At 38.8% G+C, this 13,560-nt stretch carries 13 protein-coding genes and 1 tRNA gene; 8 read left to right on the plus strand and 6 right to left on the minus strand.

All coding sequences use genetic code 11. The features are described 5' to 3' along the window. Window positions 1-11 precede the first annotated feature (11 nt). The 4 genes from murA to ACKI5J_RS09270 form a co-directional block, all read right to left on the minus strand. On the minus strand, window positions 12-1,337 hold the full coding sequence (murA, locus tag ACKI5J_RS09255; protein ID WP_407428770.1) for a UDP-N-acetylglucosamine 1-carboxyvinyltransferase: 1,326 nt from the start codon (window positions 1,335-1,337) through the stop codon (window positions 12-14). Between the two features lie 18 nt (window positions 1,338-1,355). Continuing rightward, window positions 1,356-2,036 (minus strand): DUF4290 domain-containing protein, encoded by a 681-nt coding sequence (locus tag ACKI5J_RS09260; protein ID WP_407428772.1) that lies wholly within the window; start codon window positions 2,034-2,036, stop codon window positions 1,356-1,358. Between the two features lie 52 nt (window positions 2,037-2,088). Continuing rightward, entirely contained in the window at window positions 2,089-4,362 is a 2,274-nt protein-coding gene (locus ACKI5J_RS09265) for an ATP-dependent helicase (protein ID WP_407428774.1), read from the minus strand. An 81-nt stretch (window positions 4,363-4,443) separates the two neighbouring features. Beyond that, the gene (locus ACKI5J_RS09270; RefSeq protein WP_407428776.1) at window positions 4,444-5,877 is read right to left on the minus strand and encodes a tetratricopeptide repeat protein; all 1,434 of its coding nucleotides are present in this window, start codon (window positions 5,875-5,877) and stop codon (window positions 4,444-4,446) included. A 506-nt stretch (window positions 5,878-6,383) separates the two neighbouring features. Here ACKI5J_RS09270 and ACKI5J_RS09275 point away from each other — a divergent pair. From ACKI5J_RS09275 to ACKI5J_RS09305, 7 genes are all read left to right on the plus strand, one after another. Next, complete coding sequence (locus ACKI5J_RS09275) at window positions 6,384-6,524, plus strand: hypothetical protein (RefSeq protein ID WP_407428778.1); 141 nt, start codon at window positions 6,384-6,386, stop codon at window positions 6,522-6,524. An 81-nt stretch (window positions 6,525-6,605) separates the two neighbouring features. Next, window positions 6,606-6,746 (plus strand): hypothetical protein, encoded by a 141-nt coding sequence (locus ACKI5J_RS09280; protein ID WP_407428780.1) that lies wholly within the window; start codon window positions 6,606-6,608, stop codon window positions 6,744-6,746. 99 nt (window positions 6,747-6,845) lie between these two features. After that, the gene (locus tag ACKI5J_RS09285) at window positions 6,846-6,986 is read left to right on the plus strand and encodes a hypothetical protein (protein ID WP_407428778.1); all 141 of its coding nucleotides are present in this window, start codon (window positions 6,846-6,848) and stop codon (window positions 6,984-6,986) included. 77 nt (window positions 6,987-7,063) lie between these two features. Further along, window positions 7,064-8,443: a dipeptidase gene (locus tag ACKI5J_RS09290; RefSeq protein WP_407428782.1), complete on the plus strand. Its 1,380-nt coding sequence runs from the start codon at window positions 7,064-7,066 to the stop codon at window positions 8,441-8,443. A gap of 85 nt (window positions 8,444-8,528) precedes the next feature. Further along, window positions 8,529-8,602 (plus strand) — tRNA-Arg (locus ACKI5J_RS09295). A 392-nt stretch (window positions 8,603-8,994) separates the two neighbouring features. Further along, window positions 8,995-9,801 carry a subclass B1 metallo-beta-lactamase gene (bla, locus tag ACKI5J_RS09300; protein WP_407428784.1) on the plus strand — a complete coding sequence of 269 codons (807 nt, stop codon included), beginning with the start codon at window positions 8,995-8,997 and terminating at the stop codon, window positions 9,799-9,801. 188 nt (window positions 9,802-9,989) lie between these two features. Next, window positions 9,990-10,727: an EcsC family protein gene (locus ACKI5J_RS09305; protein WP_407428786.1), complete on the plus strand. Its 738-nt coding sequence runs from the start codon at window positions 9,990-9,992 to the stop codon at window positions 10,725-10,727. Between the two features lie 365 nt (window positions 10,728-11,092). Here the strand turns inward: ACKI5J_RS09305 and ACKI5J_RS09310 are convergent, their stop codons facing one another. Both ACKI5J_RS09310 and ACKI5J_RS09315 read right to left on the minus strand, forming a co-directional pair. After that, complete coding sequence (locus tag ACKI5J_RS09310) at window positions 11,093-11,461, minus strand: YccF domain-containing protein (protein WP_407428788.1); 369 nt, start codon at window positions 11,459-11,461, stop codon at window positions 11,093-11,095. Between the two features lie 217 nt (window positions 11,462-11,678). Further along, window positions 11,679-12,917, minus strand: coding sequence for a cation:proton antiporter (locus tag ACKI5J_RS09315; RefSeq protein WP_407428790.1), 1,239 nt, complete (start codon window positions 12,915-12,917; stop codon window positions 11,679-11,681). Between the two features lie 194 nt (window positions 12,918-13,111). On the opposite strand from ACKI5J_RS09315, the gene ACKI5J_RS09320 reads away from it, so the two are divergent. After that, the coding region (locus tag ACKI5J_RS09320) for a ketopantoate reductase family protein (protein ID WP_407428792.1) at window positions 13,112-13,560 on the plus strand (449 nt) is incomplete at its 3' end.

Consider the following 13,560-nt stretch of genomic DNA (forward strand, 5'->3'; position numbering starts at 1 on the left):
ACTCTTTTTGCTTAATGTGATTTTGGCATTGCGTTAATGCGCTTGATGTCAGCACCTAATGCTCTTAATCTGATATCGATATCCTGATATCCTCGTTCGATCTGTTCGATATTGTGGATAATAGATCTTCCATTGGCAGATAATGCTGCGATTAAAAGAGCAACTCCTGCGCGGATATCCGGAGATGTCATCTCGATTCCTTTTAGCTGGACTTGTTTGTTAAGGCCGATTATTGTAGCACGGTGTGGATCACATAGAATGATCTGCGCCCCCATATCTATCAATTTATCGACAAAGAATAAACGACTTTCAAACATCTTCTGATGAATCAGGACGTTTCCCTTCGCCTGCGTTGCAATAACGAGTACTATGCTCAGTAAGTCGGGTGTGAAGCCCGGCCAAGGTGCGTCAGCAACAGTAAGGATCGACCCGTCGATAAACGTTTCTATTTCATAGTTTTCCTGGGCGGGTATGTATAGATCGTCGCCTTTAAGCTCAATTTGAATACCCAGCCGTCTGAAGACCTCCGGAATGATACCAAGTTCTTTATATTGGACATCTTTGATAGTGATTTCCGAGCCCGTCATGGCTGCAAGGCCGATAAAAGAACCGATCTCGATCATGTCTGGAAGCAATCGATGTTCTGTTCCGCCGAGCTGTTGAACACCTTCAATCGTGACAAGGTTTGACCCTATGCCGGATATATTAGCCCCCATTCTGTTCAGCATTTTGCAGAGTTGCTGAAGGTAAGGCTCGCAAGCGGCGTTATAGATTGTGGTCGTACCTTTCGCTAAAACGGCGGCCATTACTATGTTTGCCGTGCCGGTAACAGACGCCTCATCCAGAAGAACGTAAGCTCCCCTGAGGTCGGTCGCATCAACATTAAAGAAGCCTGTTTCCGCATTATAGATGAACTTTGCGCCTAGTTTTTCAAAACCCAGGAAATGCGTATCTAAACGGCGTCTGCCAATCTTGTCGCCTCCTGGCTTTGGGATAGCTGCTTTGCCAAAACGCGCAAGTAGCGGACCAACGATCATAATTGATCCCCTGAGACTGCCTCCTTTAGCTTTGAACTGTGCTGACTGGAAAAATTCAAGATTGATATCGGTTGCCTCAAATGTGTACGTGTCTTTGCTTAATCTTTCAATCTTTACACCCAGATCGCCTAAAAGTTCAATAAGCTTGTTGACATCGACAATGTCGGGAATATTGCTGATGGTAACCTTATCACTCGTTAGTAGTACAGCAGAGATTACCTGAAGCGCTTCATTTTTGGCACCTTGAGGAATAATCTCCCCTTTCAGAGGTTTCCCTCCGTTAATTTCAAATGCATTCATTGCTTCGTATGATTGAATCTAGTAACGTTTTCCGGTATTCTTGGGGCGGTTACTATTGTTTCTATTATTCGAGTTTTGCCTGTTTTTATTGTTCTGGATGCCGCCTTTCTGGATATTCTTAGGTCTCATGCTCGATGGAGCAGGACGAGAAATATCCACTTTGTTTAGATTGACGTTATCTTCCAGAATAAGTTCCCCATTGGAGAGTTCCTTCAGATCAGAGATGATTGTCTCATCAGTAACGGAGTCTTTGTTCCATGTAACGTATGCCATTTTCATAAAATTGGCAATAGACTGAACCATTAACTGCTTGCGTTGAGGGTCTTCGATCGTTTTGGCCTGTTTGATTAGAACCTCTACCGTTTTGCCATAATGCTTATATCGTATGCGGTGCTGAGGGTAAGGCAGTGCTTCGGGCTTGACATGGAGAACATCTGATGTCGGCACAGGATAGGGGCAGTCGACATCTATCTTGAAATCCGAGATTATGTGCAGGTGATCCCACAATTTGTGCTTAAAATCCGCAACATCTCTCAAGTGAGGGTTCAGAAAACCCATTAAATCAATTACGACCTGAGCATGTCGATTTCGTTCTTCTTTAGTAGGAAGAGTACAAATATATGCGACCATATTTTGTACATTTCTCCCATACTCTGCAAGGATCAGTTTATTCCTTGTGCTATTATAGTCAAATGTCATTCTTTTGTTTTGTTTGGAGGGGAAGGTTCCCGGTCGGATTCATCCGTATAGATTACGTGACGATACGAAGTTTAGCAAATTTAAGCAAAAGTTGCTTCTGTCCTAGCTCTTTAAAGAAAATTGTTGCCTTTATATCCGATTTATTTCCCTCTATATTAATTACTTTGCCGTAACCAAAGCGTTCATGTTCAACTTCCATGCCAATTTGAAGCCCGGACGTGTCAGACGGCGCGAATCCAGCGCTGGGAACATGTGCTTTCGGTAGCATAGAGGTAGTCTTCAATGTTCCTGTTTTTGGCTTAGGCTTAGAAAAACTATCAGCTCCGGGAGATTCCAGTCGATCTGCAAAAAACGGATTTTTATCCATAGACTTCTGCTGTTCGGTGTATGCCAGCTCCAGATAGCGGGCATCTATTTCATCGAGGAAGCGGCTAGGTTCACAGCTCGTGAGTGTTCCCCACCGATACCGAGATGTGGCGTACGAGATAGTTAGTTTCTTTTCTGCCCGGGTTATGGCAACATAGAAGAGCCGTCTTTCCTCTTCCAGATCTGATCTGGAGTTTACAGACATTTGGGAAGGAAAGAGGTTTTCTTCAAGTCCTACGATGTATACGTGTGGAAATTCAAGTCCTTTTGCGGAGTGAATGGTCATTAATGACACGGTATCCGCATCAGGATTTTTGTCATTGTCATCGTTTGTGAGAAGTGCCACATCCTGCATAAAAATATCCAGTCCTCTCTCTTCAAGATCTTCCCGTTCAGAAAATTCTTTGATCCCGTTTAGCAGCTCCTGGATGTTTTCATATCGGCTAAGCCCTTCAATGGATTTATCAGCATAAAGATCCTTTAAAAGTCCGGAGTGCTGAGCGATGTGTAAGGCTGCTTCATAGGCCGACTGCTGTTTAGCTACAGCCTGAAAGCTTTGAATCATCGTAGCGAATCCGCCAGCCGGAGCAGCAGTACGCGGTTCCAGATAACTCGGAGCCTCTTTTATTATTTCCCAGGGAGTAGTATCATTTTTGTCCGCTGCGATGAGTATACGTTCCATTGAAGTATCACCGATCCCTCGTTTGGGGTAATTAATGACGCGTTTCAGTGCTTCTTCATCGTTTGGATTAAATGTTAGTCTGAAATACGCGATGAGATCTTTAATTTCTTTCCTTTGATAGAAGGAGAGACCTCCGTATATTTTATAGGGAACGTTTAATTTTCGCAGCGCTTCCTCCATTGCACGAGACTGTGCGTTGGTGCGGTATAGGATAGCAAAGTCCTGATATTTCAGTCCCTTTAGACTACGTTCCTGAATGATGCTCTCTGCTACAATCTTTCCCTCTTCGTTGTCACTAAAGGCCCTGGCTATTTTGATTTTCTCACCATCTTCATTTTCAGAATAGACGTTCTTTTTTAATTGATTTTTGTTATTCGCAATTATACTATTCGCAACATGGACGATGTTTCGTGTAGAACGATAATTTTGCTCCAGTTTGAAGACCTTCAAATCTGGGTAATCCTTCTCGAAGTTGAGTATATTCTGAATGTTTGCTCCCCGGAAAGCATAGATACTTTGTGCGTCGTCTCCTACTACGCATAAGTTTTCATTTATGGCTGCAAGCTTTTTGACGATTAAGTACTGAGAATAATTAGTATCCTGGTACTCGTCGACCATGAGATATTTGAATTTATTCTGATACTTGTATAGTACATCCGGATGCTCACGGAGCAGAATATTAGTTTTAAAGAGGATATCGTCAAAATCCATCGCTCCGGCTTTAAAGCAGCGTTGGGTATAAGTCTGGTAGATCTCGCCGAGCCGTCCGCGGCCGCTTGAGAAGTCTTCAGACTGAATCTGGGCATTCTTTTGATATTCTGCGGCAGAAATCAGGTTATTTTTGGCTGAGGATATGCGATTATATACAAAGTTGGCATTATAGAGTTTGTCATCGAGTTGTTGTTCCTTAAGAATGGATCTGATCAAACTTTTGCTATCGTCGGTATCATAAATTGTAAAGTTCGAGGGATAGCCAATTTTAGTCGCTTCTACTCGTAGGATTTTGGCAAATACTGAGTGGAATGTTCCCATCCATATATTCTTGGCTTCCGCCCCGACCACGTCCATGATGCGATTGCGCATTTCTTTGGCGGCTTTGTTCGTAAATGTCAGCACCAGTAGGTTAAAAGGATCTACACCTGTCCTGATTAAATGAGCGACTCTATAGGTAATTACCCTTGTCTTCCCTGAACCTGCACCAGCAACAATCATTACCGGTCCTATTGTCTGTTCTACTGCTGCTCGTTGCGATGGATTTAATCCCTTTAAATATTCCAAATCTAATCCCTTTTTTGATTGGCAAAATTAAAAAATTGAGGGCAAATCTATTGCTTATATCACTTCTTTATTGCTCTAGCACTAAAGCTCCTTATTTTCAAGGCTATGGAGGTTTGCATTGATGTTCCGGATCTTGTCGTCAATGTCGTTAATACACTTGCCGATCTCTTTTACAAATTCCTCATTTTCAATAAGATGGTCTTCTTCAAGCATCATGAGCCCCTTCATGGTTGCTATTGGACTTCGGATCTGATGCGAAAGATGGGCTGAATAGTCAGATAGTTTTTTGTTCTTGATTTGCAGATCGAGAGTTCGTTCTGTAATGATCTCTTCGAGATTATGATTGATCCGGTCGAGGTTTTCTTTTTGTAAGGAAACTTCGTCATTAAGTGTCTGTAGTTGTTTATTCGTCTTCGCTTTCTTCTTGTTATTTAGATATAATAGCATAATGACCGCTGCCAGGAGTATTAAAACGATGACTGAAGCCCAGAGCATGACGCGGTTCGTTTTCTGTCTCTCAATGAGTATCAGGGTCTGCTTTTCGCGCTCCATATGTCGCTGTTGTTCCTGGAGCAGGCCTATTTTTTGCGACTCTATATTGTTAAACTGGATGCTGTCTTGAGTGTATACCTGTCGTAAATACTCAAGAGCTTGTTTGTAGTTTTTTCTCTTGTATTCGAGCTGATAGGATGTGAAAGTATAGTCTTGCTGAAGTTTGGCGTCTTTGACGAGTTCAGTATATGCTTTGCCTTCGTTGAGAGCTTCTTCTGCCTTGGCGAATCTGCCTTGGTTTATATAAATGGCAGTCAGTGTCAAATTTATGCTCGCTACTGTGCTGTTAAGTTCGTTCTGTTTTGCATTCTGGATAGATTCTAAAAGAATTTTCTCAGCTAACGCTGTTTTTTTTACGTTGAAGTATATCACTCCTTGGTTATGAAGTGATTGAGTTATTCCTACCGGATTCTTCAGTTCAGTAAACATCTTGTAGCTTTTTTCAAAACAAGACAAAGCAAGATTGTATTTCTTTTGTCTGAAATATATTATACCGATGTTCAGATTAGCTCCTGCTATCAAATCGGTCATGTCAAGTTGGTTAGCTACTACCAGTGATCTGTTGAAATACATCAGTCCCTTTTCAAAATCGATTTCCCGATAAAGGTTTCCAATGTTGTTATATACTTTTGCAAGGCCAGGCTTATAATTGGTTTTCTTAAAGCCCGTCAAAGACTTTAGATAGTGGCTTAAAGCTTGTTCGTTTTTCCAGATATAGAAATAGCCGATTCCCATGACTCTTTGAGCCTCTGCAGAACCATTACTATAGCCAATTTTTGTCGCTAGATTTAACGCCTTTTTTGCGTGTTGTAAGGTTTGATCGGGATCAGTCAGACGGATATTATAAGCGAGTTCATTCAGCCTGTCAACCGATAAACTATCGTTTTTGAACGAATCTGTTTGAGAATAGCAGTTAAAAATAAACGATAAAACTAAGGCTGTTATGAGAAGGTTAACTTTCATTTCTAATCTTGAAGGAAAGATATATAATATTTTCCAATTATATCAGGCCTAACAGACTAAAGTGGCGTACCGGATTGAATCCTAGGCAGAAACGCGATCAGGTTTGGCGCTATTGTCAGTGTGCAGAACTGTATAGAGGGCGGGTATTGTCTGTATAAATTTGAATCGAGTTGTATCAAATAGTGTTACAATATTCCCCTCAAAAATGCGGCGTTTATTCCTAGGTTTGGAACGAGAATTTATATTAAAAAAGTTTCGTTAATGGAAATAAACAATAGTCACTCTGAAGGTGTTTCACATTTGACTATTCAGATCCGGACTTGCTCTCCAGGAATCTGATATTATAACCTTCCACTAACAAACTCTTAATCAAGGGGAGATAAGCACTGCAATTGCTGCCGAGTTAATTTCCCTACAATCGTTCATAAGCTTCTATACAGAAACAGTAAGATTAGGTTATTCACGTACGAGTCTCAAAAACAGTTAAAAACATAAAAAAAGAACAAATGAAAAAGATCGTAGCAATATTGGCAGTAGTAGCCATCACATTCGCCTCATGCAAGAAAGAAGAAGGCGCAACCCCATCATTGAAAGCTGAGAAGACCGTAATGGGTGGTGAGAAAAGAGATATGAGCGGTTGGGACTAGGCAGGCCAGCTAGAAAGTCAACCGAGGACAAAGTCAGCCAAGGAAAAAGTTAATAATTCTAAAAAACATAAAAAAGAACAAATGAAAAAGATCGTAGCCATATTGGCAATAGTAGCCATCACATTCGCCTCATGCAAGAAAGAAGAAGGCGCAACCCCATCATTGAAAGCTGAGAAGACCGTAATGGGTGGTGAGAAGAGAGATATGAGCGGTTGGGACTAATCAGCCCAGGTAGAAAATCAGCCAGGGAGAAAGTCAGCCCAGGGAGAGCATCAACCCAGAGAGAAAACTCCTAAATACTTAAAACATAAAAAAGAACAAATGAAAAAGATCGTAGCCATATTGGCGGTAGTAGCCATCACATTCGCTTCATGCAAGAAAGAAGAAGGAGCAACCCCCTCATTGAAAGCTGAGAAAACCGTAATGGGTGGTGAGAAGAGAGATATGAGCGGCTGGGACTAACGTAAATCTCGGAAAGTTATCTAAATCTCCTTTTTGTTCGTCTCCACTAGACTATATTTGCGTAAACTTTAGAGATTATGCAGACTATAAAACGGTATGTTGAGGAAAACAAACAACGCTTTTTGGATGAACTACTTGAGTTGCTCAGGTTTCCTTCAGTAAGCGCGGATCCTTCATATAAAGAAGATGTTTTAAATACAGCAGATTACGTCGCAAGAAAGCTTACAGAAGCAGGTGCGGAAAATGTCGAAATCTGCCCGACGGCCGGGTATCCGATAGTTTATGGTGAAAAGATAATAGATCCTTTAAAACCAACGGTTCTGGTTTACGGCCATTACGACGTGCAACCTGCCGACCCGCTGGAATTGTGGAAGACACCCCCTTTCGAGCCTACAATTAGAGACGAAAAAATATTTGCCCGGGGTGCTTGTGATGACAAAGGCCAGTTTTATATGCATGTTAAAGCATTTGAGCTGATGGTGAATTCCGATTCACTCCCCTGTAACATCAAGTTTATGATCGAGGGAGAAGAGGAAGTAGGTTCAAGCAATCTCGGTATTTTTGTTAGGGCAAATCGGGAACGCCTTAAATCTGATGTCGTGTTGATATCAGACACCTCGATGATTAGTTTGGAAAATCCGTCTCTTGAGACAGGACTTCGCGGACTATCTTACCTCGAAGTTGAAGTTACCGGTCCAAACAGGGATCTTCACTCGGGCGTATACGGTGGTGCCGTTGCCAATCCAGCTACTGTTTTATGTCAATTGATAGCTTCCCTGCACGATGCAAATAACCATATTGCTATCCCGCATTTCTATGATGATGTGTTAAGCCTTTCCGAGCAGGAGAGAAATAGTCTCAACGAAGCTCCATATGATGAAGATGAGTTTAAAAACGACCTTGGAGTTAAATCACTCTGGGGAGAGCAAGGCTATTCAACTATAGAGCGTACAGGCATTAGGCCGACCCTTGAAGTAAACGGGATCTGGGGTGGTTATATTGGTGAAGGTGCTAAAACTGTCCTTCCTTCAAAGGCTAGCGCAAAAATCTCCATGCGCCTGGTGCCAAACCAACAATCCGATAAAATCACTCAACTATTTAAAGACCACTTTGAGAGCATCGCCCCCGACTATGTGCGTGTAAAGGTTACACCTCATCATGGAGGAGAACCCGTAGTGACCCCTACAGACAGCGTAGCTTATAAAGCCGCAGAGAAAGCTATTGAAGAGTCTTTCAGTAAAAAGCCGATTCCTACGAGGGGTGGAGGAAGTATTCCTATTGTAGCACTCTTTGAGGCGGAGCTTGGAATTAAGACCGTACTGATGGGTTTTGGATTGGATAGTGATAATCTGCATTCTCCAAACGAAAAATTTGACATTGCTAACTACTATAAAGGCATCGAAACGATACCTCTATTCCATAAATATTTCGCTGAACTGAGCATGGAGCAAAATTAATTTGCTGGATCTTAGTTTTTTAGTAGAATCTTTAAATTAGCTTGGGAGTTAATTTAAAGATTTTCTATATTTGCAGCCACCAAAGGCACCCATAGCTCAGCTGGATAGAGCAACGGTTTTCTAAACCGTAGGTCATAGGTTCGAATCCTATTGGGTGTACAGAAACCGTCTTTAATTAAGTTTAAAGGCGGTTTTTTATTTTTACATACAGTTTAGCTATGGAAATGGATCATGCGTCATCATCCTGAACTGTCTAAGTCCCCCGTTGTTTTTTAATAATCGGATGTTATATAAAGATTTGTAGTATTAGAAGACATTTATATATTTCACGCGCAAGACTTCATACCCAAGAACAAATCATTAACAATTAAATTAATTAAAGCAAAGCCGATAATTTCTCGAATATCTTATGCAATTTTAATTCATCTATTTGCTTTGAGAAGTATTGTTATATAGTTAACACTTTAAGGCAGCATTAAAGGTCATGGCTGATCGTAATGAGGCAAAACACAAGACTAACAGCAGAAAGATTAGAAGGTAAGTATTACAATATGAAAACACTAGCCATGCTTAAATACAATTTTATTATCGCTTTAATGGCGTTAACAATTATGGCCTGCAGTAATGAGGGTAGAAAACAAGCCCTTATTACAGAAAGAAAAGAAGCAGAAGTTGAAACACCAAAGAATCACGAGGAAGCAATTTATGAATCTGAAAATCTTACTATCCGGAAGATCTCCAATCATGTTTATGAACACACTTCGTATTTAAACTCTGAGGATTTTGGAAAAGTACCATGCAATGGAATGATTGTTCTAAATCATCAAGAAGCAATTATTTTCGATACACCGGCAAATGAAGAAAGCACTGTAGAATTGATCAATTATTTTATAACGCAAAGAGCTATAAAAATCAAGGCTGTTATCGCTACGCATTTCCATACAGATTGTGTTGTAGGCCTTAATACATTCCACCAACATCAGATCCCCTCCTTTGCAAATTTTAAAACAATTGAATTGGCTAAATCAGTTAATTCACCTGTTCCACAAAATGGTTTTACAAATTATAAAGAATTTACTATTGGAGATTATAAAGTCATTGCCGAATTTATAGGTGAAGGCCATACCAAGGATAATATTATAGGATACTTTCCCAAGGAGAATATGATGTTTGGCGGATGCCTGATCAAAGAAGTTGGTTCTGAAAAAGGAAATTTAGAAGACGCGAACATCAAAGCATGGTCCTCAACGGTTGAAAAATTAAAAACAAAGTATCCACATGTAACAACTATAATTCCCGGACATGGAAGAACAGGTGGACCTGAACTATTAGATTACACTATTAAGCTATTTAATTAATTATCAATTTTTAAGTAATCTTTCAGTTGATCACGTACAATTCAATATCGATTCAATTTGCTTTATGTAAAATATACCAGCCTCTTGTTTCCACCATAGCCTTTTATTAACAGATCATGAAACATGAAAGTTATTTACCTTTAACTTTTTCACTTTAGCAAGTTAAACCCTTAATTATTTAATACGGAATGACTCAATACGAACAAAATGCATACTTTTTATTGATTGACTGGCAGCAAAAGATGCAGAAAAAGCCATCTTTAACTAACAGGATTGCGAAAGGCATCCAGAACAAGATCAATAATATTATCCCTGAGAAGGTGCATAAAGTATTGACAGTAACTATTGAAAAGATGATTAAGGCGGTGCTTTTTGGAGCTAAATATACCACAACAGAGAAATTACCTACAGAAGCTTCCTTTCAATTAAGAGAAAGTTACATCAGGCAGCAAATCACCTTTTATCAGAAAACTGCGTCTGTAGAAGGTGCAATAATTGGAGCCGGGGGCATATTATTAGGATTAGCAGAGTTCCCGATACTCATTGGTATTAAAATTAAATTACTTTTTAATATCGCATCTTTATATGGATTTAATATAAAGGATTATAAAGAGCGATTATATATACTGTATATTTTCCAACTTGCTTATTCCAGTCAGCAACGACGAAATGAGATCTTTCAATTATTAGATAACTGGGAAATGTACAGCAGTCGTCTCCCAGATCAAGCAGAAGAATTTGACTGGCGTACTTTTCAACAAGAATATCGCGACTATATCGATCTTGCAAAAATGGCCCAACTTATTCCCATCATTGGAGCTCCTGTTGGTGCTATTGCTAATTACCATCTTCTGGCACAATTAGGTGAAACTGCAATGAACTGCTTTAGAATGCGGATATTACCACGCCTTTCGCAAATTAAGTGAGTTTAAAATTAGCACCATTTCAACTGCCTTCTATATATTATTAATTTAGGTATACGCTCAGCAACAATTGAAGAAATGAAACCTGCTTAAGTCAAATTACCCTATCAAGTAAGTTTAAAACCAGCATTCTTTTAATGCAAGGCTTATTAATTGTATTAAAAGAATACTCACATTAAGCTACATCTGAAATAAGGTATTGCTTTAAGAGGAAGTAATTCTCACAAAAAAATTTCATCTAACCTTTTAACCTACTGAATTCCCAAACGGGGTAAAAACCTTGATCATCGTATAACATTATGCTATACCTGAATTATGAATTAATTTTAACATAAAAAAATTACACATGCAACTATTGAAATAAACTTTTAACTTATCGACTTCCCAAATGGGGTAAAAGCCAGGTTCATCAATTTAAAATGTTGACGGCCAAAAGGTATACCGATAATCGTGATACAAAATAGAATACCAAATACCAGGTGAGTCAAGGCAATCCAAATTCCACCAAAAATGATCCATACAATATTCATAATTGTTGTTAAGCAGCCAGTATTGGTAGAAGTATCTGTTATTTTAACGCCAAAAGGCGCGAGCCCTACAATGGCAAACTTAAAACACTGCAAGCCGAAAGGAATCCCAACAATGGTGAGGCATAATATTAAACCTCCAATAATGTATTCAAAAAATATAAATATTCCTCCAAAGATTATCCAGATGATGTTTCCTAATAAATTCATGCGTTAATTTCTATTTTGATTATAAAGGATAAATTTTGTTACAAATCCTGCGAAATTGCTAAGTTACCGCTTTGTTTTATGCATCGCTGCAATATGATATGTATCGCTCGATTTTAATAGTTATGATGATTCTTCTGGATTTCTATAATCCCACTTAAAATAAATATAGCTATACAACAAAACCTCAATAAATTAATAAAAAAATAAATCAACAATGTTAAACCTTATTAACTAATTTATTGACTACACTATTTAACGTCAAGCCTTGCACCAAAACAGAGAATACAACAATAAAAAAAGCTGCTGCCAATAAAGTTTCTCTGAAAGGCGTAGCAGGAATGGAAAGTGCCAGTGCAATTGAAATAGCACCTCTTAACCCAGCCCAGGTAAGGATAAAAATGCTATTATACTGCATTTTTAAAGTCCTTTTAAGGAAAATGATGGGTAATGTAATACTTAGTGCACGGGCAACCAGCAAAAGCACCACAGCGATGGCGCCAATAATAAAATGACTCACTGAAAAAGAAACAGCCCCCATTTGCAAACCTAACAGCACGAACAAAATGATGTTTAACAAATCATCAACTAACTTCCAGAAAAGCTGCAAGTATTTATTAACATGATCTTTCGTATTTATAAATGCACGGTTACGTACTAACAAACCTGCGGCAACAACAGCTAGTGGAATAGAAACAAAAAGAATACCTCCTATAACAGAGATGCACATTACAAGCGTCAATGTGATCAGAACAATAGTCTGAAAATCTACAATAGACCTTATCATCCTGGTTGCAATCCAACCCAGTAAAACACCAATTAACAATCCGCCAAATACTTCTCTAGCAAATAACATAGCCACATCAGTCAATGAAAACCCCCTTTCAGGAATTTCAATAAGTCGCAGGAAGCTGATAAAAAGTACTATACCAATACCATCATTAAACAATGACTCACCCGATATTATAGTTTCCAATCGCTTGGGCATTCGGGTTTCTTTCAACAAAGCAGAAACAGCAACTGCATCTGTAGGTGCGATTAGTGCACCAAATAACAAGCAGAAAATAAAAGGTATAGTTAAATTGATCATTTCAAGCACATAATACAACATACCTGCAAAAATCAAAGTAGAAAGCAACACTCCTACTGTACTGATAATTAATATTCTGCTTAAATATGCTTTCAATCGATTAATATCAAACTGCAGCGCAGTGGAAAAAAGTAAAAAGCCAAGTAAAACCTCTAGTAAAGTATCAGAGAAATCAATAGCATTAGCTAAATTATTGATAAAGCTGCTGAAATTAGGAATAATTTGCCCCGCAACCACAGTAACCAGCGTAGTCAAAATAGATAACAACATGACCCCTATTACTCCGGGTAATTTAATCCATCGGGCATTGATAAAACTCAAAACCGTACTTAAAGTAAATAAGGAGGTAACAATAATAAAAAGGCTCATGAATTGGCTATCAAGATTAAAACATACAACTAAGGTAACTCTTTTTCAATATATATATTTCTAACACGCTACTTATCTCTTCTTAAGAAAACCATTCATTAAACTGGATAAAATTAAGCTGCCTTCATCATATTAAGAGACGGTAGCGAATTCATAAGTAATAGAATCAAGCAATATTATTTTAAATTTGCAAGATGATTACTCCCATTCAATCTGTTTATTTTATTGGATTAGGCGCTATTGGCGCAAAATATGCCTCCAAAATTTATGACTTTGACCCAGAAATGGTTAGCATCATTGTGGATCAAAAAAGGCTTGACCGCTATACTGAAGAAGGTGTTTTTGTAAACCAGAAGCGATATGACTTTAAATATGTTCTCGCTGAACATACCGTGGATAAAGCAGATTTGATCATTATCGGTGTAAAAAGCTACCAGTTAAAGCAAGCTATTGAAGATATTAAACCTTTTGTTGGAGAAAATACACTGGTATTGTCATTACTAAATGGCATCAATAGCCATGATATTATTGCTGATGAAATTGGTGCTGAGCATGTTTTGTACAGCATTGTATATATGGATGCAGTACGCCAGCAAAATTACATCAGCTACAAATCAAATGGCATCTTCGTTTTTGGTGAAGC

Origin of the sequence: Arcticibacter sp., from assembly GCF_045629565.1 — a bacterium.
Lineage (GTDB): Bacteria > Bacteroidota > Bacteroidia > Sphingobacteriales > Sphingobacteriaceae > Arcticibacter.